15 protein-coding genes are annotated in these 21,335 nt (G+C 61.8%); 3 read left to right on the forward strand and 12 right to left on the reverse strand.

Translation table 11 applies throughout. From position 1 onward, the window contains the following. The first annotated feature begins 22 nt into the window (after window positions 1-22). Window positions 23-2,638 (forward strand): TonB-dependent receptor, encoded by a 2,616-nt coding sequence (locus tag ACPWMG_RS23200; RefSeq protein ID WP_483301857.1) that lies wholly within the window; start codon window positions 23-25, stop codon window positions 2,636-2,638. A gap of 37 nt (window positions 2,639-2,675) precedes the next feature. On the opposite strand, the gene ACPWMG_RS23205 is transcribed toward ACPWMG_RS23200, so the two are convergent. The 4 genes from ACPWMG_RS23205 to ACPWMG_RS23220 are packed head-to-tail and all read right to left on the reverse strand — an operon-like array spanning window position 2,676 to window position 7,070. Next, window positions 2,676-4,208 (reverse strand): amidohydrolase family protein, encoded by a 1,533-nt coding sequence (locus tag ACPWMG_RS23205; protein ID WP_483301858.1) that lies wholly within the window; start codon window positions 4,206-4,208, stop codon window positions 2,676-2,678. Further along, window positions 4,205-5,020: an ABC transporter ATP-binding protein gene (locus ACPWMG_RS23210; protein WP_483301859.1), complete on the reverse strand. Its 816-nt coding sequence runs from the start codon at window positions 5,018-5,020 to the stop codon at window positions 4,205-4,207. Before ACPWMG_RS23210 ends, ACPWMG_RS23205 begins: the two co-directional genes overlap by 4 nt. 2 nt (window positions 5,021-5,022) lie before the next feature. Further along, on the reverse strand, window positions 5,023-5,952 hold the full coding sequence (locus tag ACPWMG_RS23215) for an ABC transporter permease (protein ID WP_483301860.1): 930 nt from the start codon (window positions 5,950-5,952) through the stop codon (window positions 5,023-5,025). Window positions 5,953-5,984: 32 nt separating this feature from the next. After that, window positions 5,985-7,070: an ABC transporter substrate-binding protein gene (locus tag ACPWMG_RS23220; protein ID WP_483301861.1), complete on the reverse strand. Its 1,086-nt coding sequence runs from the start codon at window positions 7,068-7,070 to the stop codon at window positions 5,985-5,987. Window positions 7,071-7,593: 523 nt separating this feature from the next. Between ACPWMG_RS23220 and ACPWMG_RS23225 the strand changes: the two genes are divergently transcribed. Beyond that, on the forward strand, window positions 7,594-8,898 hold the full coding sequence (locus tag ACPWMG_RS23225; RefSeq protein ID WP_483301862.1) for a hypothetical protein: 1,305 nt from the start codon (window positions 7,594-7,596) through the stop codon (window positions 8,896-8,898). 84 nt (window positions 8,899-8,982) lie between these two features. On the opposite strand, the gene ACPWMG_RS23230 is transcribed toward ACPWMG_RS23225, so the two are convergent. From ACPWMG_RS23230 to ACPWMG_RS23240, 3 genes are all read right to left on the reverse strand, one after another. Continuing rightward, the gene (locus ACPWMG_RS23230) at window positions 8,983-10,470 is read right to left on the reverse strand and encodes a glutamate synthase subunit beta (protein WP_483301863.1); all 1,488 of its coding nucleotides are present in this window, start codon (window positions 10,468-10,470) and stop codon (window positions 8,983-8,985) included. 48 nt (window positions 10,471-10,518) lie between these two features. Next, window positions 10,519-15,255, reverse strand: a complete 4,737-nt coding sequence (locus ACPWMG_RS23235; protein WP_483301864.1) for a glutamate synthase-related protein — start codon at window positions 15,253-15,255, stop codon at window positions 10,519-10,521. A gap of 181 nt (window positions 15,256-15,436) precedes the next feature. Next, window positions 15,437-16,135: a transposase gene (locus ACPWMG_RS23240; RefSeq protein ID WP_483301865.1), complete on the reverse strand. Its 699-nt coding sequence runs from the start codon at window positions 16,133-16,135 to the stop codon at window positions 15,437-15,439. Window positions 16,136-16,324: 189 nt separating this feature from the next. Between ACPWMG_RS23240 and ACPWMG_RS23245 the strand changes: the two genes are divergently transcribed. Beyond that, window positions 16,325-16,714, forward strand: coding sequence for a hypothetical protein (locus tag ACPWMG_RS23245; protein WP_483301866.1), 390 nt, complete (start codon window positions 16,325-16,327; stop codon window positions 16,712-16,714). A 13-nt stretch (window positions 16,715-16,727) separates the two neighbouring features. Here ACPWMG_RS23245 and ACPWMG_RS23250 read toward each other — a convergent pair whose 3' ends face one another. The 5 genes from ACPWMG_RS23250 to ACPWMG_RS23270 all read right to left on the reverse strand — a co-directional run bounded on the left by ACPWMG_RS23250 (window position 16,728) and on the right by ACPWMG_RS23270 (window position 21,320). Continuing rightward, on the reverse strand, window positions 16,728-17,585 hold the full coding sequence (locus ACPWMG_RS23250; RefSeq protein WP_483305319.1) for a class I SAM-dependent methyltransferase: 858 nt from the start codon (window positions 17,583-17,585) through the stop codon (window positions 16,728-16,730). Between the two features lie 29 nt (window positions 17,586-17,614). Continuing rightward, window positions 17,615-18,229 (reverse strand): DUF1415 domain-containing protein, encoded by a 615-nt coding sequence (locus ACPWMG_RS23255; protein ID WP_483301867.1) that lies wholly within the window; start codon window positions 18,227-18,229, stop codon window positions 17,615-17,617. A gap of 77 nt (window positions 18,230-18,306) precedes the next feature. Beyond that, the gene (locus ACPWMG_RS23260) at window positions 18,307-19,479 is read right to left on the reverse strand and encodes a deoxyguanosinetriphosphate triphosphohydrolase (protein WP_483301868.1); all 1,173 of its coding nucleotides are present in this window, start codon (window positions 19,477-19,479) and stop codon (window positions 18,307-18,309) included. Between the two features lie 60 nt (window positions 19,480-19,539). Then, the gene (aroB, locus tag ACPWMG_RS23265; RefSeq protein ID WP_483301869.1) at window positions 19,540-20,658 is read right to left on the reverse strand and encodes a 3-dehydroquinate synthase; all 1,119 of its coding nucleotides are present in this window, start codon (window positions 20,656-20,658) and stop codon (window positions 19,540-19,542) included. An 83-nt stretch (window positions 20,659-20,741) separates the two neighbouring features. Continuing rightward, on the reverse strand, window positions 20,742-21,320 hold the full coding sequence (locus tag ACPWMG_RS23270; protein WP_483301870.1) for a shikimate kinase: 579 nt from the start codon (window positions 21,318-21,320) through the stop codon (window positions 20,742-20,744). Between the last annotated feature and the right edge of the window lie 15 nt (window positions 21,321-21,335).

Genomic DNA, 21,335 nt, shown 5'->3' on the forward strand with positions numbered 1-21,335 from the left:
ACTTACTTTCCGGAGAAAACCCTTGCGCCCTGCCCCTCTCGCCCGTTCCAACACCCATTCCTACGCTCGTCCCTTGTTCCGCCCTTCGGCCATCCTGGCCGCAACCCTGGCTGCCGTCGCAGCACTCTCGGCCACCCTGCCCGCACAAGCCCAGACCGCAACTGACAACGCCCCTCACACAGTGCAGATCGACCTGCCGGCCCAGCCACTGCAGGCCGCCTTGCTGGCACTTGGCCGGCAAACCGGTTTGCAACTGGCCTTTGCACCGCAACTCGTCGCCGGCCGCCAAGCCCCGGCCATCAGCGGCCACCTGGACCGCTGGGCGGCACTCGAGCGCCTGCTGGCCGGCACCGACCTGGCCTACCACCGCACCGGCACGGACAGCGCATTGATAGAGGCCCGAGCGGCCACTGCCGCAGGTGCCGGTTTTGGCACCACCACCGAAACCGCGCCCTCGCTGACCAGCGTGGCCGTGGTGGCCTCGCGTGCGCCGCGCTCCATCGATGAAATTCCCAACACCGTGTGGATCATCGACAGCGCAGAAATCGAGACCCAGTCGCGCGCGGGTGTGCCGCTGAAAGAAATGCTCGGCCTGCTGGTGCCCGGCCTCGACCTGGGCGGACAGATGCGCACCAACTTCGGCCAGAACCTGCGCGGCCGCGCAGCGCAGGTGATGATCGATGGCGTGTCGCTCAATGGTTCGCGCGTGTTGAGCCGCCAGTTCGACTCCATCGATCCGTTCAACATCGAACGCATTGAAGTGCTCTCCGGCGCCACGGCGGTCTACGGCGGCAACGCCACCGGCGGCATCATCAACATCATCACCAAGAAAGGCAGCACCGGCGGCCCGCGCTTCACCTCGCAAGTGGGCATGCGCTCGGGCTTCCATGGCGACGGCGACATGGACAAGGCCATTGCGCAGTCGGTGGAAGGCGGCAACGACCGGCTGTTTGGCCGCCTGTCGCTGGCGGCCGGCAAGACCGGCGGCTCGCGCGATGGCGACGGCGCAAAGGTGCTGCCCGACATCACCCAGACCGACCTGCAATACAACCAGTCCGTCGATTTGATGGGCACGCTGGACGCCAACTTCGGCCGTGGCGGCACGCTCTCGCTGCTGGGCCAGTTATACAACTCCGAATACAAACCCGGCGAGGCGCTGTGGATGCAAGCCGGCGCGGGCAACAACATCCTCAAACCGAGCGCGCTGGATGTGCGCAGCGGCTTCAGCTCCGACGTGAGCCCCGCGACCGAGCGGCGCCTGCTGTCGTTCAACTACCACCTGCCCGAGGCCCCGGGTGGCCAGGACTTCTACCTCAAAGGTTTTGTGCGCAGCGAGAAGCTGCAGTTCTACCCCTTCCCCGGCACCACGGCCAACCCGCTGGGTGGCGCGGCGGTGCCGTACTGGAGCACCTCCACCCAGTCCACCGACACCTGGGGACTGAAGTCGGCGTTGAACAAGAAGTGGGGCAACTTTGGCCTGACCTACGGCGTGGACTATGACCACGAAGCCTTCGACGCGCAGCAGACCATGTTCAACATGACCACGGCGCTCAACAGCGGCGGGCTGACCTTCCAGCGCGAGTCCGAACTCGGCCGCTACCCCAGCTTCGAGACCAACATCTGGTCTGGCTATTTGCAAGGCGACTGGCGCGCCAGCGACACGCTGAGCTTCAGCGGTGGCGTGCGCCACCAGCGCGTGGGCATCACGGTCGACCCGTTCGTGCAGATCGCCCAGCAGCGCCTGGTGTCGGTGGGCATAGGCCAATCGGCTGAAGCCATTCCCGGCGGCAGCAACCACTACGGCGTGACGCTGTACAACGCCGGTGTGGTGTGGAAAGCCACGCCCACGCAACAGGTCTACGCCAACTACTCCGAAGGTTTTGAACTCGCTGATCCGGCCAAGTACTACGGTGCCAACGCCACCTATTCCTTGGTGGGCGGGCGCAACGGCTACTTCAAGCTGAACCGCTACATCTCGGTGGCCGACACCAGCATGGCCGCCATCAAAACCCGCTCCACCGAACTGGGTTGGCGCAAGAGCCAAGGCCCGGTGCGCGCGCAAACCGCGCTGTTCTATTCGCAGTCGGACAAGTCGGTAGAAGTGAACCGCACCGACCTGAGCATTCAGTTGGCCGATGCCGGTGTGCGCAACTATGGCCTGGAAGGCCAGGTCAGCCTGGACGTCAACAGCCAATGGAGCGGCGGCGTGAACCTGCTGCTGATGCGCACCGAAGAAAAGCGCAACGGCGATTGGGTCAAGCGCGGCATCTACTACGCCAGCCCCTCCAAGCTCACCGCCTTTGCGCGCTGGCAAGCCAACCAGGCGCTGGCGCTGCAATTGCAGGTGTCACACAGCCTGCAGCTCAACAGCGATGTACTCAGCTTCGGCACCGCTGCCGGGTCTGAAACACTGCCAAGCCAAACCCTGGTGGACCTGCTGGGCCATTACCAAACGCAGTACAGCGCGGGCGTGCGCGGCACGCTGAGTTTTGGCATTCAGAACGTGTTCGACAAGACCTACGCCACGCGCTGGAGCGAGATGGCCAAGCTGGCCTATGCCGGCTCCATCGCCTCCAACGTGCTCGACTTCAAAGGCCGTGGCCGCACCTTGTCGTTGAGCTACACGCTGGACTACTAAAAGCGCCAAAGCTGAATGGCCCTGCGGTGAGGGCTGTTCAGTCCCCCGCCACCAGGCGCCGCACCAAGCCACTCGGCTCGGCATGCGCGCGGTCGTACATGGCGCGGTAGTACGGCAGCATGCGCAGCGCGGCGGCGTGGCTCTCTTCCATTTGGCCTGAGATGGCCTGCGCCATCTCGCGGATCTCCGCGCGGATGGCGCGGGTGTCGATGCGCGTGTGTTGGCCGTTTTCCATCACCACCTCGCCGCCCACAATGGTGGTGCGCACCGAGCGGCCGTCTTCGCTGTAGACCAGTTGCCGCTCGATGTTGTTGAACGGCGTGAAGGCCCAGGTGTCGAGGTCGAGCAAGATGATGTCGGCCACGGCGCCCACGCTCAGTTGACCCAAGTCTTTCTCACGGCGAATGGCGCGCGCACCGCCGCGTGTCATGGCGCGCAGCACTTCGCCGTGGCGCGGCCAGCGATCGTAATCCGGTGTGCTGAGGTTGTGCACCAGGCCGGCCATCTTGCCAGCTTGCCACACGTTGGCGGTGTCGTCGGTACAGAGTTCATCAGTGCCAATCGCCACAGTCACGCCCGCGTCGCGCAGCGCACGAAACGGCATCACGCCACTGCCCAGGCGCAGGTTGCACACGGGGTTGTGCGCCACCACCGCATCGGCATCGGCCAGCAGTTGGATGTCGGCATCATCAATCCAGATGGCGTGGATGATTTGGCTGCGCTCATCCAGGATGCCCAGATCGTGCACATGGCGCAGCAGCGACTTGCCAAAACGCTCGCGTCCGGTGGCACGCTGCAGCTTGGTTTCCAGCACGTGGATGTTGAACGGCAAATCGTGTGCGCGGCTCAACTCGGCCAAGCCGAGGAAGTAATCGTCCGTCACGCGCTGCGGCGCCGAGCACGACATGGCCGCCGCCAGCCTGCCATCGTGGCTGTGATGCCAGCGTTCAATCAAATGGCCATACAGCGCCAGCAGCTCCTCACCGGTCTGGCGCGGCGCGGCTTCCATCTCGCGGCGCAGCGTGGGCGTGAGCAAGTCCTTCAAAAACGGGAACTTGTCGTACTCCACGATGTTGGGCTGGTCGATGGCCACCGTGGCGCGAATGCCCGCATCCGCATAGGCCTGCATCACCGCGTCAATGCTCTCGGGCGTGGCCACGGGCACGTGGTAGGCGTCGTCGTGCACGGTGGTGATGCCGCGCTCCAGCATCTCCAGCGCGCCCATCAGCGTGCGCAAGTAGGCGAAGCGGTAGCTGTCGCCCTGCTGCGCCAGCGGCGGCACTTCGTAGAGCATGAAGATCTCTAGCGGGTAGCCGTCGAGCTGGCCCTTCAAGAAATTGCCCGGCGAATGGAAGTGCGCATTCACCAGGCCGGGCATGGCCAGTTGCCCAGCCGCGTCGATGGTGCGCACCTCGCCTGCGGGCAACGGCAGGTTCTCGCCAATATTTGGGCCAATGGCGGTGATGCGGCCGTCTTGCACCAAGATGTCGGCACGCGGCCACTCGCGGTTTTGGTCGTCCAGGCTCAACACGCGAGCGTTGCGGATCAGCAATGTTTTTTCTACGGTCATACGGCTGTGGCTCCTGCTGCTTCTTGTTCTGCAAATGCGCGGTCTACCTCGTCGGCCAGCAGTTCGGCCAACTGGTCGTGTAGCGCGTGAAAAGCGGGGTCGCGCGGGTTGCGCGGGCGGTCCAGCTTCACCGGCACGATGGTCTTGATGCGGCCAGGGCGAGCGGTGAACACCACGATACGGTCGGCCAGGCCAATGGCCTCTTCGATGGAGTGTGTGACCAACAGCATTGATGCGCCGCTTTGTTGCCATAGGTCGAGCAGGTAGTTCTGCATCTTGGCGCGGGTTTGGATGTCGAGCGCGGCAAAGGGCTCGTCCATCATCAGCACCTTGGGTTGCAGCGCCAGCGCACGCGCCATGGCGGCGCGCTGGCGCATGCCGCCCGACAACTCGCTCGGCCGCTTGAGCGCAAAGCCGTTCAAGCCCACACGCGCCAACAGTTCCATGGCGCGCTGTTCACGCTCGACCTTCGGTACGCCCTGCAACTGCAAGCCATAAGCCACGTTGTCGCGAATGTTGAGCCACGGGAACAGCGCCGCCTCTTGAAAAATCATGCCGCGCTGCGGGCTGGTGCCGGTGATGGGCTCACCAAAGCTCAACAGCGTGCCCTGCGTGGCCTGCTCCAATCCGGCCAGCAAATACAGCAAGGTGCTTTTGCCGCAGCCCGAGGGGCCAAGCAGCACCACAAATTCGCCGGCCTGCACTTCGAAGTTGATGTCTTGCAGGGCGACGAAGGGTTTGGCGCTGTCGGTGTTCCAGGTCTTACCGACGTCGCGGCATTCGATCGCGGGCAGATTGTTATTGATATCCATGCTTATCTTTCGTTCGCCTTGTCGGCATCGATCCACCACAACATGCGTTGCTGGATCAGCCGCAGGGCCTGGTCAAACAAAAAGCCGCTCAGGCCAATCAGCGTCATGGTGAAGAACACCAGGCTGGCGTTGAAGGTGTTGCGCGCCATCATCACAATTTGCCCCAGGCCGCTGCCCACACCTGCAGCCTCGGCGATGAGCACCACCATCCACGCGGCAAACAGGTTGATGCGCAGCGTGACAAACAGCCCCGGCAGAATGGCCGGCAAGATCACCGTGCGAAACACCTGGCGTTTGCTCGCGCCCATGATGCGCGCCACGTGGATATAAGCCTTGGGCACTTCGTCGATCTGCGCCAGTGTGGCGATTACCATCACAAAGAAAATGGCGATGAACACCATGAAGATGGCCGGCTTGTCGCCAATGCCAAACATGAACACGGCCACCGGCAACCAGGCCACCGGCGAGATCGGCGCAAACATAGTCACCGCTGGCAACGTGAGCTTGCCAAACACCGCGTTGTAACGGATGAGCACGCCCACCGCCAGGCTCAGCACAAAGCCAAGCAGCAGGCCAACGAACACACGCATCGACGTCCACAGCACCACGCTGAGCACGCCCACCCAACTGCCCCCTTCGCCACTGGAGCCAATAGTGTTGGCCATGTCGAAGAAGTGCAGTTGCTCGCTCCAGTTGCCGAGGAAGACGTGGGGTGCGGGCATGAGCAGTGGGTCGGCCCAGCCCAGAGCGGCGGCCAGCTCCCACAGGCCGATGATGGAGCCGATGGAGGCCAGCGCCCACAGCGCGGCCACCGCTTGGCGGCGCAGGGTTTTCAACACGCGTGGTCCGTTGGCAGAAGGTGGTTTTGAAGGGAGCTTGGCCGAGGCGGCGCCCACGCGCCCTCCCTCGGTTGCCAGTTGAGCAGCAGACATGGTTTGTTCACCTTTCAAACAGCGTTGCCAACTCAGGCCGACTTGAGCTTCAGGCCGGTAAACATGGCCTGGTTCTCGGCAATCACCTTCTCCAGCGGGCCCCAGTCGAACATCTTGGCGTCGGGCAACTTCTTCAGATAGCCCATTTCCTTCATCGACTTGGCGCGCTCCAGAATGAACTGGGTTTGGTTACGCTGGTCGATCATCACCGGCTGGCGTTGCGAGGCCAGCGTGGCGGCCTCCAACGTGGTTTTGTAATAGGTGCCCACGGTTTCTTTCAACGCGCCTGCGCGGTCGGTCTCGATCTGCTGTTGCGCGGTGAGCAACGCCTTGATCACGGCGCGCACCACCTCGGGTTGTTTCTCCAGCAGCGGTGTGCGCACGGCCAACACGCAGTCGGCGTATTGCGGGCCATACAAGTCGGTGCCGTCGCTCAACACACTCGCCCCCTTGCGCGCGGCCACGGTTTGCGTGGCGTAGGGTTCTACGGCGCAGATCGCATCCACAGCGCCGCCGATGAAAGCCTGCGCCATTTCGGGCGAGGTGTTGAAGTAGCGGATCTGCACGTCTTTGAAGCTCAAACCCGCCTTCTTCAGCCAGTCATAAGGTAACACTTCCAGTGTGTCCGCTTGGAAGGTACCCAACGTCTTGCCCTTCATGTCGACCGCACTTTTAATGCCGTCGCGCGCCACGATCAAGCAGCCGTTGACACCACCGCCCGCCACCACACGCACAGGTGCGCCAGCGTCGTAGAGCGACAGAAAGTTGGAGTACGGAATCATCGACATGTCGACCGCACCCACACCAAACAGCGTGACGATGTCGGTGTTGGTGGGCGTGACCACAAACTCTAGATCCACCCCATCGCCCTTCGCCAGTTGGCGCTGCTTGGCGATGAAGATGCCCAGGTTGCAGAGGCCCGCGCCGTGCGTAGCCTTGATGGTGGTGCGTCCTGCCGCGCGTGCCGGCGCTGCACCTAAGGCTGCCGCCATGCCCATGGGCAAAACCACCATGGCCGCGCCTGCAGAGAGCGACTTCAAGAAGCCGCGGCGTGCTGTGGGAGAGAGAGTTTGCGCAGCTTGCAGGGCTGCAAAAGCTTGTCCATTACGTTCGCACATACCAATACCTCATTCTTCAAACGGGCCTCAAACGAAAGAAGGCCCTGGGTGACTAAGAAGCCACACCAGAATTCGGTAAGGGGTTGTCGCCACTGCGGCAATTGCTGCTACAGGGGACATTCGGTCCGCACCGAATTCCCAGAGTGACCCAAGAATTCCGGCACGCCAACCGAAGAAGCTCAAACGCTGCGCTGAACAAAAACAAGCAAACCATGTGCCAGTGCGGCCGCACGGCAAATCGGGCCACTCATGGAGCAAGGCACTCCCCCGCACACCAAAAGCATGCAAGACCTTCCTAAGCCCGCACTTTGAGCGGCGTTCGCTACCCAAACTGGGGCGCGCCTGCTCGTTCGATCGCGCTGGGCCGTCTTTGTTTCTTTTTAGAAACGAAATAGATACATACGAGATACATATGTATCAAAACGATAAACTGCACGCGCCGAGCACAAGCACGCCTGCTGTCTCGGTTTCTCAAATCAAAAGGAACAATAGGATGGGACTTCGGTATTTTGCTAGTGGAGCCATGTTGGCCGTCTCAGCCATGCTGACCGCCTGCGGCGGTGGCGGCAGCGGCGGCGGCAGTGAAACGGCGTTGAGCGTGGCGGTCAAAGTCAACGGCAATGATGTACAGGCCAACAACGGACGCTACACGGTCAAGCCTGGCGACAGCGTCGCCGTCACCTCGAATCTGACGGTGACCTGGACCACGACCGCCGCACCGGCCAGTACAACAGCCCCACGCACGCCCACTGCAACCAGCACAAGCTGGACCGCCCAAGTCGCCAACCTGAGCGCTACCGCTGCTACGCTCACTTTGAATGCATCTGCCGATGCTTCACGCACCCGGGATTTGGTCTTCGACGTCGCCGCTGGCGATGCTCGCAACGGCAGCTACAAGGTCTTCGCGACGAACGGTTCACGCCAGGCCCTCACGCTGGACTTCAACAACATGGCCTACACCATGACGGACGACAACAACGTGTCCGTCAGCGATGTGCTCACCGTTGATCCAACCGACAGCACAGCCTACGTCTTCAAGAACACGCGCGTGGCAACGACAGCCGCCAACAGCCGCTTCCGCACCACCACAGATACCGTCGTCGGCGCCTTCCCGTTTTACCAGCCTAAGGTCTTGACCAGCTACGCCGTCCAGCCTTTCGTGGCTTCGCGTGCGCCCGTGACGACGCAAGCGTCGCTCGACGGTGCCTATACCCGCCTGGGCATTAACGGCATGCAGGGAACCACTGCCGGCGACTCGAACATTCGACAAATCCGAATCTCGAACGGTGGCACGCTGCTGCAAATTTGTAACGACGTCGGTATCACGTCCATCGCTGCCTGCTCCACCACGCCAGTCGACTACACCGTGTCGCCCGGGCCAACACCCGACCTATGGAAGAGTGCGAACGTGGCGGATCCCGCGAACGATTGGGGCTACTTCTCAATCGTGAAAGTCGCAGGCCAAAACGTCTATCTCTCGGCCGGCCAAGGTCTCACCGCTTCAGACAATGCCAGCTTCCGCATCGGCTTCGCTGAGTCCGCAACCTGGCCAAACCTGAGCGCCATCGGTGGCGACACCACCGGAAGCTGGGGCACGATGCTCTACACCGCGTCGACCTACGACACCACGATGACGCGCGCAGACGGTACAAGCTACACGTATGCCAGCGTCGGCCTGACCAGTTCCAGCGCCTCGTTTGCGAACCTGAAGGGCTTCGCCGTTGGTGGCGCCAGCTACTTCACGGCACTGAACGGCACACTCGCGGCCGTCGTCGGCGCACGTAACGGTACGGCGACCGGCAAGATCCAGATCGGCCTCGTTCGTTAACCGATTGCACAACGATCAAGTCTCATAAAAAAAGCGCCGTGTGTTGCCACACGGCGCTTTTCTTTTAGTTGACGCCACTCGCGATCAGCGCGGCAGGTCCGAGTACCCCATCAAGAACTCATCCACCGCACGCGCACCTTGGCGGCCTTCGCGGATGGCCCAGACCACCAGAGACTGGCCGCGGCGAATGTCGCCAGCGGCAAACACCTTGGGCACGTTGGTGGTGTAGCCGCCGGTGAAGTCGGTCGTGGCCTTGGCGTTGCCACGGGCGTCTTTGTCGATGCCGAAGGCCTCCAGCACCGCCGCCACGGGGCTCACAAAGCCCATGGCCAGCAGCACCAGGTCGGCCTTCATGGTCACTTCGGTACCGGGGATTTCGACCAGCTTGCCGTCCTTGAATTCGACGCGCACGGTCTTCAGGCCGGTGACCTTGCCTTTTTCGCCGATGAACTCTTTGGTCGAGATGGCGAACTCGCGTTCGCAGCCTTCGTCGTGGCTGGAGCTGGTGCGCAGCTTGATCGGCCAGTAGGGCCAGGTCATGGGGCGGTTTTCTTCTTCGGGCGGACGGGGCATCACCTCGAATTGGGTCACGCTCACGGCGCCGTGGCGGTTGCTGGTGCCCACGCAATCAGAGCCGGTGTCGCCGCCGCCGATCACGATGACGTTTTTGCCTTCAGCGCGCAGTTGGCCTTTGAGCTTGTCGCCAGCGTTGACCTTGTTTTGCTGCGGCAGGAATTCCATCGCGAAATGGATGCCGTCGAGGTCGCGGCCGGGCACGGGCAGGTCGCGCGATTGCTCGGCGCCGCCGGTCAGCAAAATAGCGTCGAACTCTTTTTGCAGTTGCTCGGGGGTGACGGTTTCCTTGGCCCAGTTGGTGACCTTGGAGCCCTTGCCCAATGGGTCTTTGGCCGCGCCCACCACCACGCCGGTGCGGATGGTCACGCCTTCAGCCACGAGCTGTTCGACACGGCGGTCGATGTGGCTCTTTTCCATCTTGAAGTCTGGAATGCCGTAGCGCAGCAGGCCGCCCACGCGGTCGTTCTTTTCAAACAGCGTGACGTCGTGACCCGCACGTGCCAACTGTTGTGCCGCGGCCATGCCAGCGGGGCCTGCGCCCACCACGGCGACCTTCTTGCCGGTTTTGTGCTTGGCCGGGCGGGCGGTCACCCAGCCCTCTTCCCAGGCGCGGTCGATGATGGCGTGCTCGATGGACTTGATGCCCACGGCGTCGTCGTTCACGTTCAGCGTGCAAGCGGCTTCGCAAGGTGCGGGGCAGATGCGGCCGGTGAACTCGGGGAAGTTGTTGGTGCTGTGCAGCACGGCAATCGCATTCTTCCAGTCATCCTTCTGACCGCGGTACACCAGGTCGTTGAAGTCCGGAATGATGTTGTTGACTGGGCAGCCGTTGTTGCAGAACGGCGTGCCGCAGTCCATGCAGCGCGCACCTTGCACCTTGGCCTGCGATGCATCCAGACCAACCACGAACTCTTTGTAATGCTTCAGGCGCTCGGCAACCGGCTTATAGCCTTCTTCGATGCGCTCGTACTCCATGAAGCCAGTGACTTTTCCCATGTTTCTATCCTGTCTAGTTCTATCGTGAGGGCGACGTTTTCTTAGCGCTTACTTCGCTGCGACCGCTTCTTTTTTGCTAGCTGGCTTCGCAGCTACAACGGGCGCTGCAGCGGCTTTTGGCTCTTTGCGTTCGCTCAGTGCGCGCTTGTATTCGTTCGGGAACACCTTCACGAACTTCAGGCGCGCCTCAGTCCAGTTGTCGAGCAGTTCGCGGGCGCGGCGGCTGCCGGTCCAGCGGTTGTGGTCGCCCAGCAGCTTGCGCAGTTGGGCTTCGTCGGTCTCTCCCATGTGCCAGTGGATGGGTTGCACGCCGGTGGCCTTTTGCTCGGCTGCCGTGAGCACCTTGTCGAGCGTGACCATGGCGGGGTTGCAGCGCTTGCTGAACTGGCCGTCTTCGTCGTACACGTAAGCCACACCACCGCTCATGCCCGCCGCAAAGTTGCGGCCGGTTTTGCCCAGGATGACGGCGGTGCCGCCAGTCATGTATTCACAACCGTGGTCGCCCGTGCCTTCCACCACCGTGGTGGCGCCCGACAGACGCACCGCGAAGCGTTCACCGGCCACGCCGCTGAAGAACGATTCACCGCTGGTCGCGCCATACATGACGGTATTGCCGACGATGGTGTTCTGCGTGGAAATGCCACGGAAGTCGATGCTGGGGCGCACGACGATACGGCCGCCCGACAAACCCTTGCCGGTGTAGTCGTTGGCGTCGCCAATCAGGTACAACGTGATGCCCTTGGCCAAGAACGCACCGAACGATTGACCGCCCGTGCCTTCCAGCTGGATGCGGATGGTGTCGTCTGGCAAGCCGTCTGGGTGCACCTTGGTCAATGCGCCCGAGAGCATGGCGCCCAGCGAACGGTTGACGTTGCGCGCACGTTCCATGAACTGCACTTTTTCGCCACGGTCGATGGCCGGGCGCGAGCGCTCGATCAACACGTTGTCGAGCGACTTGTCGAGGCCGTGGTCTTGGTTTTCCACGTGGTAACGCGGCACATCGGCAGGCGCATTGGACAACGCGAACAAGCGGTTGAAGTCCAGGCCGCTGGCCTTCCAGTGGGCGATGCCTTTACGCATGTCCAGCAGGTCCGCGCGGCCGATCATGTCGTCGAACTTGCGGATGCCCAGTTGGGCCATGATCTGGCGCACTTCTTCGGCGATGAAGAAGAAGAAGTTCACCACGTGCTCGGGCTTGCCTTGGAATTTCTTGCGCAGCACCGGGTCTTGCGTGGCCACACCCACCGGGCAGGTATTCAGGTGGCACTTGCGCATCATGATGCAGCCTTCAACCACCAGCGGTGCGGTGGCGAAGCCGAATTCATCCGCACCGAGCAACGCGCCAATGGCGACGTCGCGGCCGGTCTTCATCTGGCCGTCGGCCTGCACCCGCACGCGGCTGCGCAGGCGGTTCAGCACCAGCGTTTGCTGGGTTTCGGCCAGACCGATTTCCCAGGGGCCGCCCGCGTGTTTGATGGACGACCATGGCGATGCACCGGTACCACCGTCGTGCCCGGCGATCACGATGTGGTCGCTCTTGCACTTGGTGACGCCTGCGGCGATGGTGCCCACGCCCACTTCCGACACCAGCTTGGTGCTGATGCTGGCGTGTGGTGCCACGTTCTTCAAGTCGTGGATCAACTGCGCCAAATCTTCAATCGAGTAGATGTCGTGGTGCGGTGGGGGCGAGATCAAGCCCACACCTGGCACCGAGTGGCGCAGCTTGCCGATGTATTCGGTCACCTTGCCACCGGGCAGCTGGCCGCCTTCACCAGGCTTGGCACCTTGTGCCATCTTGATCTGGATCTGATCAGCGCTGGACAGGTACTCGGCCGTCACACCAAAGCGGCCCGATGCCACCTGCTTGATGCGCGAACGCAGCGAGTCGCCTTCGTTGAGCGGGTAGTCGGACTCGACCACGTCTTTGCCGATGATGTCGCCCAGGGTCTGGCCCTGTTTGATGGTGATGCCCTTGAACTCCTGGCGGTAGCGGTTCGCGTCTTCACCGCCTTCGCCGGTGTTGCTCTTGCCGCCGATGCGGTTCATGGCCACGGCCAGCGTGGTGTGCGCTTCGGTGGAGATCGAGCCCATGGACATGGCGCCAGTAGCAAAGCGTTTGACGATTTCTTTGGCGGACTCGACTTCGTCGACCGAGATGGCCTTGGCCGGGTCGATCTTGAACTCGAACAGGCCGCGCAGCGTCATGTGGCGGCGGCTTTGGTCGTTGATCAGTTGCGCGTACTCTTTGTACGTGCTCCAGTTGTTGGCGCGCGTGCTGTGTTGCAGCTTGGCGATCGCGTCAGGCGTCCACATGTGTTCTTCGCCGCGCACACGCCAGGCGTATTCACCGCCAGCGTCGAGCATGTTGGCCAGCACCGGGTCGTCACCAAACGCAGCCTTGTGCATGCGCAGCGCTTCTTCGGCGATCTTGAACACGCCGATACCTTCGACCTTGGAGGCCGTGCCGGTGAAGTACTTGTTCACGGTGTCGGTGTCGAGACCGATGATCTCGAACAACTGCGCGCCGCAGTAGCTCATGTAGGTGCTCACGCCCATCTTGGACATGATCTTCGACAAGCCCTTGCCAATCGCCTTGACGTAGTTGTAGATGGCTTTTTCTGGCGACAGGTCGCCTGGCAAGTCCTTGTGCAGGTCGGCCAGGGTTTCCATGGCGAGGTAGGGGTGCACGGCTTCTGCGCCGTAGCCCGCCAACACGGCGAAGTGGTGCACTTCACGTGCGGTGCCGGTTTCCACCACCAGACCGGTGCTGGTGCGCAGGCCCTTGACCACCAGGTGTTGGTGGATGGCGCTGGAGGCCAGCAGTGCCGGAATCGCCACTTGTGTGGCGCTCACGGCGCGGTCGCTGATGATCAGGATGTTCTTGCCACCCTTGATCGCGTCCACCGCTTCGGCGCACAGCGAGGCCAGCTTGGCTTCCACGCCTTCACGGCCCCAGGCTTCTGGGTAGGTGATGTCCAGCGTGTAGCTCTTGAACTTGCCGTGGGTGTGCTTTTCGATGTCGCGCAGCTTGGCCATGTCGGCAAAGTCGAGAATCGGTTGCGACACTTCCAGGCGCATCGGTGGGTTGACCTGGTTGATGTCCAGCAGGTTGGGCTTGGGGCCGACGAACGACACCAGCGACATCACGATGGCTTCGCGGATCGGGTCGATCGGCGGGTTCGTCACCTGCGCGAACATTTGGCGGAAGTAGTTGTACAACGGCTTGTTCTTGTCGCTGAGCACGGCCAGGGGGCTGTCGTTGCCCATGGAGCCAATGCCTTCTTCGCCGGCTTGCGCCATAGGCGAGAGCAGGAACTTCAGGTCTTCTTGCGTGTAGCCGAAGACTTGTTGGCGGTCGAGCAAGCTCACCTCGCCCTCGGTGGCGCTGGCGGGTTCACCGCCACCGACCACGTCGTCGAGCTTGATGCGCAGGTTGTCGATCCACTGCTTGTAGGGCTTGGTGTTGACGACGTTGGCTTTCAGCTCTTCGTCGTCGATCATGCGGCCTTGTTCCAGGTCGATCAGGAACATCTTGCCGGGCTGCAGGCGCCACTTGCGCACGATGTTGCTCTCGGGCACGGGCAGCACGCCGGATTCAGAGGCCATGATGACCAGGTCGTCATCGGTCACGCAGTAACGCGAAGGGCGCAGGCCGTTGCGGTCCAGCGTGGCGCCAATCTGGCGGCCATCGGTGAAGACGATGGAGGCTGGGCCGTCCCATGGTTCCATCATGGCGGCGTGGTATTCGTAGAACGCGCGGCGACGCTCGTCCATTTGCGTGTGTTGTTCCCACGGCTCGGGGATCATCATCATCACGGCCTGGCTGATGGGGTAGCCCGCCATCGTCAGCAGTTCCAGGCAGTTGTCGAACGTGGCCGTATCGGACTGGTTGGCGAAGCTGATGGGGTAGAGCTTTTGCAGGTCGGCCGCCAGCACGGGCGAAGCCATCACGCCTTCGCGCGCCTTCATCCAGTTGTAGTTACCCTTGACGGTGTTGATTTCACCGTTGTGTGCCACGTAGCGGTATGGGTGCGCCAGTGGCCACTCTGGGAAGGTGTTGGTGGAGAAACGTTGGTGCACCAGGCCGATGGCCGAGACGCAGCGCGGGTCTTGCAGGTCGAGGTAGTAGGCGCCCACCTGGTCGGCCAGCAGCAGACCCTTGTAGATCACCGTGCGGCTGGACATGCTCGGCACGTAATACTCTTTGCTGTGCTTGAGCTTGAGGTTCTGGATGTTGGCGCTAGCCGTCTTGCGGATGACGTACAGCTTGCGCTCCAGCGCGTCTTGCACGATCACGTCGTCGCCGCGGCCAATGAACACCTGGCGCAGCACCGGCTCGGTCTTGCGCACGTTGGGCGACATGGGCATGTCGCGGTCCACTGGCACGTCGCGCCAGCCCAGCAACACCTGGCCTTCGGCCTTGATGGCGCGTTCCATCTCTTGTTCGCAAGCCAGGCGGGAAGCGTGCTCCTTGGGCAAGAAGATCATGCCCACGCCGTATTCGCCTGCGGCGGGCAGCGTGACGCCGAGCTTGCCCATTTCTTCGCGGTACAACGCGTCGGGAATCTGGATCAAGATGCCAGCGCCGTCGCCCATGAGCTTGTCGGCTCCCACCGCGCCACGGTGGTCGATGTTTTCCAGGATCTTGAGCGCCTGCGTCACGATGTCATGACGTTTCTCGCCCTTGATATGGGCTACGAAACCCAGACCACAAGCGTCATGCTCGTTGCTGGATGAGTACAAACCGTGGTCTTTGAGATGTTGGATCTCGGCAGCCGTCGTCATGGCGCTCTCCTATTGGTATATCGCAGGGATGGCTAGCATAGTGCACTGCAACAAGAATGCCAAGAAGAAAAATTAGGGTCAGATACTAATTAAATGTTGACTAATTTAATTCACATTTAATTAGGGACACATTAAATTAAAGAGCACTTTGCGTAATCTGAATAAGCGTCTATCGCCTATTTCAATCTTGTTTTTTGACCGTAGCAGGTCGCCCTGCAGACACTTTGTGCAAACGCCGCTCGGTTTGCGTTTGCAAATCTGCAACGAATTCAGCGTCGCCCAATGCCCAACCATGGAGCACGGCACTCATCAAATGCTGGTGTTCACTACTGGAGATGCCGGCACGCACCAAATCGGCATACGCCGCTTCGCGTGCAAAAGGCGTGTTGCCCAGCGCCCAGTACACTGCGTGCGGGCTGAGCCAACGGTCGACGCGCTGGCCGATCCAATGGCCGTGGCTTGACCAGGGGTAGGCGCGGACTTCTTGTGTAAGGCCGGCGCGAATCGGCTCTTGCTCCATGGCCACCATGGCGGGCAGCAAAAATCGCTCGGGCTGCAGCACCGTGGACCGGTAGCGCCCTTCCCACAAGGTGCCGCTGCGGCCATGCCGGTCGTTGAAGTAGCGCACGTAGCGTCGCCCTACCGCCTGCATAAAGGCCGAAAGCCCTTCTACCGAGCCCGGCGTGAGCAGCATCTGGAATTGGTCTTCCAGCAGTGCGTAGGCGTGCACGGCCACGTCGCACCGGTTGCTGTTTTCTTCGAGTAGAGCCAGCAGAAAAACGTAGTCTTCCGACGTGGCAAAAATCGCCTGGCGGTTGTTGCCACGCTGCACCAGATAGTGCGGCAAGCCAGGAATGGTGAGACGGGGAAGGCGGGCCATATTGCGGTGTAAGGGCTAGGGTGCAGGTGCGCGGCGTCATCATAGGACCGAATCTGTCCCTGATTTTTGCTGAGGGAGATTCTCTGCTTTACGAAACCTTACCTGGCATTACCAACGCGATGTAGGCGGCTGCGCGCCACCAGCAGTTAGAGCGGGAAGCAGGCGCCGCCTGCGTCTTTGGAGAATGTCATGCGTGTTCGCGCCCTCACCCCTTCCGCCCCCCGTTCGCTCACCCGCTCACTCACACCATTGCTCGCCGGTCTTGCTGCAGCCGCTGCTTTGTCGGGCTGCGTGGTCGCGCCTTTAGGTCAGCCAGTGGCTTACCAAGGCGGTGGCGGCGAAGTGGTTTACGCCAACGTCGCCCCTCCACCGCCACAAGTTGAAGTGGCAGGCGTGGCACCGGCACCCGGTTATTTCTGGATTTCAGGCGTTTGGCTATGGCAAGGCGGCCGCCATGTGTGGCACCCGGGCCACTGGGAAGCGCACCGCGCCGGTTACCAATGGACGCCACACCAATGGGCCCCCGATGGCCGAGGCGGCTGGCGCATGAGCGGTGGCTACTGGTCGCCGCGCCGCTGATTGTGCGCGAGGCTTAGGCGGTTGCGACAGGCAAGGGGAAGCGGGTAGCCTGCAAATCGCCGATGCCAAACTCGGTCATCAGGCTGGTCAAGCGCTCGGCCGCGCTGCGCTTTTTCTGGCCGGTGTATTTGGCCACAATGAGCTCGTTCTTCATGCTGTGTTCCCAGCCCACCAGCTCGGTCACGGTCACTTGGTAGCCTGAGGCTTCAAGGTACAGGCAGCGCAACACATTGGTGATCTGGCTGCCGATTTCGCGCGTGTGGATGGGGTGGCGCCAGAGTTCGGCCAGCGGCGTGCGCGACAACTGCAGCGCCTTGTTTTGCCGCAGGCAGGCCGCCACTTCGGCTTGGCAACACGGCACCAGCACCATGGCGCGGGCGCGTTTCGCCAGGCCGAAGGCGATGGCGTCGTCGGTGGCGGTGTCGCAAGCGTGCAAGGCGGTGACCACGTCGATCTGCTCGGGCAGTTGCTGCGAGTGGGTGGACTCGGCCACGCTCACGTTCAAAAACGCCATGCGGTCAAAGCCCAGCGTGGCGGCGAGTTCTTGCGACTTTTGCACCAGCTCTGCACGGGTTTCAATGCCGTAGATCCAGCCTTGGTTCAGCGCCTTGAAAAACAGGTCGTAAATGATGAAGCCGAGATAGGACTTGCCGGCGCCGTGGTCAGCCAGCGTGATGCCCTTCTCTTCCAGCGACGGCGGCAGTTCTTTCAGCAGCTTCTCGATGAAATTGAACAGGTGGTAGACCTGCTTGAGCTTGCGCCGCGAGTCTTGGTTGAGCTTGCCGTCGCGCGTGAGGATATGCAGCGCCTTGAGCAGCTCAATCGACTGGCCGGGCGCAATTTCCGGTGCGATCGCCGAGGCATCCGTCATCGGCGCTGGGTTTGATTTTTTTTGTTTGCTCATGGCTTGGCCAATGAAGGTTTTGTGGTGGGCTCCGCGCCAAGGTCTAACGCATCCCAGCCGGCCTGGCCGAGTTGCTCCAGCGTTTCCATGTTGCGCTCGTAAATGGCTTCGGACTCGGGGTAGGCATCGACCGCACGGTCGATACTGTCTTCGCGCAGCAGGTGCAACGTGGGGTATGGCGCGCGGTTGGTGTAGTTGGCGATATCGTCGGCGTCTGTGCCGCCAAACTGGTACAGCGGGTGGAAGCTGGCGATCTGGATCTCGCCTTCCAGGTCCAAGCGCGCCAGCAGATCGTCGGCGCGGCCCAGAAAGTCGTTGAAGTCGAGAAAGTTGCCCAGCATGTCGGGCGCGATCAGCAGCGTGGTGTCGCGCACGTTGGCATCCTGCGCCACCAGATCACGCAGCTCGTTGGCTAATGCTTCGAGCAGAACCTCTTCAGCGTCTTGTCCACTGGCACGGCACACAGCGTAGTGGATCTGCTCTTTGACGTGCACCGCCTTGGCAAACGGGCACAGGTTGAGCCCAATGACGGCGCGCGTCAGCCAGTTCTGCATGCGCTGCACCACGAAGGTGTCGTCGGCAGAGTCGACAGGATCGGGAGCGGCGGGCATAAAGTGTTCCGGCAAAGGGCGCGATTTTACCGGCCATGGCTGGGGCTGGTGCCCGCAGGGCCTCAGCCCAGGTCGATCTAGGAGATGAGGCGGCGACCGGTCAGGCGTTCATGTTCGGCCAGCGCAAAGCGGTCGGTCATGCCGGCGATGTAGTCGGCCACCACCCGCGCCACCGCATCCGGGTCACCCTGCGCAGTAGCGGCACGCTCGGTATAGCCACGTCCCATGATGCTGCTGTCGCCCATGAACAGGGCGAACAACTCTTCCACCACTTGTTTGGCTTGGCTGGTCACCTGCATCACTTGCGGATGGCGGTAGAGGTTGCGCATCAGGAATTGCTTCAGGGGCACAGCTTGTTCGCGCATTTCGGGGCTGAAGCACAACAGCGGCGCACAGCGGCGCGCCTCGTTGACGCTGCCCGGTTGCGCTACTTGCAGCGCGGCTTGGGTCGCGGCGATCACGTCGTACACCTGAGCACTCAACATGCGGCGAATACCCTCAAACAGCACACGCCGACCGCTTAGCGCGGGAAACTCAGCCAGTGTTTGTCGGCGGTAGTAGTCAAACAACTCCACCTCTTCCAACTGCGCCAGGGTGATGAGGCCGGAGCGCACACCGTCGTCGATGTCATGTGCGTTGTAGGCAATCTCATCGGCCAGGTTGCACAACTGCGCTTCCAAGCTGGGCTGCGTTTGATTCAAAAACCGGCGCCCGACATCGCCCAACGGATTAGGGCCAGCCGCATCGGCAGCGGCCTCCAGTGCCACGGCATTCAGCCGCGAGCAGTGTTTGAGGATGCCTTCGCGGGTTTCGAACGTGAGGTTCAGGCCGTCATAAGCGGGGTAGCGCTCTTCCAAGCTGTCCACTGTGCGCAAGCTTTGCAGGTTGTGCTCAAAGCCACCGTGGCTACGCATGCAGGCGTTGAGGGCGTCTTGCCCTGCGTGGCCAAAAGGGGTGTGCCCCAGGTCATGGGCCAGCGCAATCGCCTCGACCAAATCTTCATTTAAATGCAGCGAGCGGGCGATGGAACGGCCCAGTTGCGCCACTTCCAGCGAATGCGTGAGGCGCGTGCGAAACAAGTCGCCCTCGTGGTTGAGAAACACCTGCGTTTTGTAGACCAGCCGCCGAAACGCCGTGGAGTGCACGATGCGGTCGCGGTCACGCTGGTACTCGGTGCGCGTAGGCGCGGCCGATTCGGGGTGGCGCCGCCCTCTGGACTGCGCGGGATCACAGGCGTAGGGGGCAAGCATTTATAAAATTAGCCTTCCAGGCTGATGTAGCAAGCGAAAGAAGCTCTCATTTAAGAAGCACTAAACCGGCACACAACAGGCGTCAATCACTTCGCGTACCAGTGCATCGGGGGCGCTACGCATGGCAGCTTTGCCTGGACCGTCGATCACCACAAAACGAATCTCGCCTGCTTCGGCCTTTTTGTCGACACGCATCAACTCCAGGTAACGTCCTGCGTTGTCGGTATCGTTCAACAACGGCCCCTGCACAGGCAGACCTGCGTGGTGGATCAAGCGCATCAAACGCGCAACCAGCTTGCCGTCGATCAAACCGAGGCGCTGCGACAGTGTGGCCGCCATGACCATACCGCAACCCACGCCTTCACCGTGCAACCAGGCGCCATAACCCATGCCTGACTCCACCGCGTGGCCGAAGGTGTGGCCAAAATTCAAAATGGCACGCAAGCCGCCTTCGCGTTCGTCTTGCCCCACCACCCAGGCCTTGATTTCGCAGCTGCGCTTCACGGCATAAGCCAGCGCCGCCGCATCGCCCGCCAGCATGGCGTCCAGGTTGTGCTCAATCCAGTCAAGGAATGCCATGTCGGCGATGGGGCCGTATTTGATGATCTCCGCCAGCCCGGCGCTGAGTTCACGGCGCGGCAGCGTCTTCAAAGTATCCAGATCACACACCACCTGGTGCGGCTGGTAGAAGGCGCCAATCATGTTTTTGCCGAGCGGATGGTTGATTGCGGTTTTGCCGCCGACTGAAGAATCCACCTGCGCCAATAAAGTGGTGGGCACCTGCACAAACGGCACGCCGCGCATGTAGCTGGCAGCGGCAAACCCGGTCATGTCACCCACCACACCACCGCCCAGCGCAAACAACACGGTCTTGCGGTCGCAGCCCTTCTCCAGCAACGCGTCAAAAATCAGATTCAGCGTGGTCCAATCTTTGTGCGCTTCGCCGTCCGGCAGTACCACCGTGTGCACAGCCGCGTAATGCACGCGCAAAGCCTTTTCAAGCTTTACTGCGTACAAAGGCTGAACCGTGTTGTTAGTGACGATGAGCGCAGCGGCCGCTTTGGGCAGTTGCGCCCAAGTGGCTGGGTTGTCCAAGAGGCCAGAGCCAATCAAGATGGGATAGCTGCGTTCACCCAGATCAATGGAAACCTGTGCGGTGGGGACGTTGGCAGTGGTCATGTCAGGCAGCCTGCGGTGTGGGGAGGCGAAAAAACGGGTTCGCCAAGTGTACGGCGCGTAAGCGGTACACCGCCACCTTGAGATCAGCCGTTACCTTGCGCATCCGGTGACACCGGCGGCACCCCACTCGACGCGGGCGGTGTTGATGGTTCCGGTTCAGGCAACCCCAAGGCCGTGATGATGCTGCGCACCACCGAGGGCACCGAACTGCGCACCGGCTCGATAGTGACGTGCGCTGTCTCTTGGTACAGCGGATCGCGTAAGGTGAACAAGTCACGCAGCCGACGCAGCGGATCTTCCACCTGCAACAGCGGCCGGCTCACGTCATGCCGCAAACGGCGAAACAACTCTTCAGGGGTTGATTTGAGGTAGACCACCAGGCAGCGGCTGTGCAGCGCGTGCCGGTTGGCCGGACGCAAGACAGCGCCACCCCCAGTGGCCAACACGCAAGAGCTGCCATGGCTCAGGGTGTCGATGACCTCTTGTTCGATATCGCGAAAACGCGCCTCCCCCTCACGCTCGAAGTACTCACGGATCGAGCAGCCAATGCGCTGCTCGATTTCGTGGTCTGAATCGATGAAGGAGAGTTGCAACCGCCGCGCTAATTGCCGCCCGACTGTGGATTTACCGGAGCCGGGGAGGCCTACTAGACTAATCAGCACAGCAATTCATAACCA

The sequence above is a fragment of the Hydrophilobacter chitinilyticus genome, from assembly GCF_049860745.1.
Lineage (GTDB): Bacteria > Pseudomonadota > Gammaproteobacteria > Burkholderiales > Burkholderiaceae_C > Rhodoferax_B.

Excerpts from the sequence above, each read along its gene's own strand:
- ACPWMG_RS23205 (WP_483301858.1), bottom strand. The coding sequence starts at position 4,208 with ATGACCGTAGAAAAAACATTGCTGATCCGCAACGCTCGCGTGTTGAGC.
- ACPWMG_RS23210 (WP_483301859.1), bottom strand. The coding sequence starts at position 5,020 with ATGGATATCAATAACAATCTGCCCGCGATCGAATGCCGCGACGTCGGT.
- ACPWMG_RS23215 (WP_483301860.1), bottom strand. The coding sequence starts at position 5,952 with ATGTCTGCTGCTCAACTGGCAACCGAGGGAGGGCGCGTGGGCGCCGCC.
- ACPWMG_RS23220 (WP_483301861.1), bottom strand. The coding sequence starts at position 7,070 with ATGTGCGAACGTAATGGACAAGCTTTTGCAGCCCTGCAAGCTGCGCAA.
- ACPWMG_RS23225 (WP_483301862.1), top strand. The coding sequence starts at position 7,594 with ATGTTGGCCGTCTCAGCCATGCTGACCGCCTGCGGCGGTGGCGGCAGC.
- ACPWMG_RS23230 (WP_483301863.1), bottom strand. The coding sequence starts at position 10,470 with ATGGGAAAAGTCACTGGCTTCATGGAGTACGAGCGCATCGAAGAAGGC.
- ACPWMG_RS23235 (WP_483301864.1), bottom strand. The coding sequence starts at position 15,255 with ATGACGACGGCTGCCGAGATCCAACATCTCAAAGACCACGGTTTGTAC.
- ACPWMG_RS23240 (WP_483301865.1), bottom strand. The coding sequence starts at position 16,135 with ATGGCCCGCCTTCCCCGTCTCACCATTCCTGGCTTGCCGCACTATCTG.
- ACPWMG_RS23245 (WP_483301866.1), top strand. The coding sequence starts at position 16,325 with ATGCGTGTTCGCGCCCTCACCCCTTCCGCCCCCCGTTCGCTCACCCGC.
- ACPWMG_RS23250 (WP_483305319.1), bottom strand. The coding sequence starts at position 17,585 with ATGACGGATGCCTCGGCGATCGCACCGGAAATTGCGCCCGGCCAGTCG.
- ACPWMG_RS23255 (WP_483301867.1), bottom strand. The coding sequence starts at position 18,229 with ATGCCCGCCGCTCCCGATCCTGTCGACTCTGCCGACGACACCTTCGTG.
- ACPWMG_RS23260 (WP_483301868.1), bottom strand. The coding sequence starts at position 19,479 with ATGCTTGCCCCCTACGCCTGTGATCCCGCGCAGTCCAGAGGGCGGCGC.
- aroB (WP_483301869.1), bottom strand. The coding sequence starts at position 20,658 with ATGACCACTGCCAACGTCCCCACCGCACAGGTTTCCATTGATCTGGGT.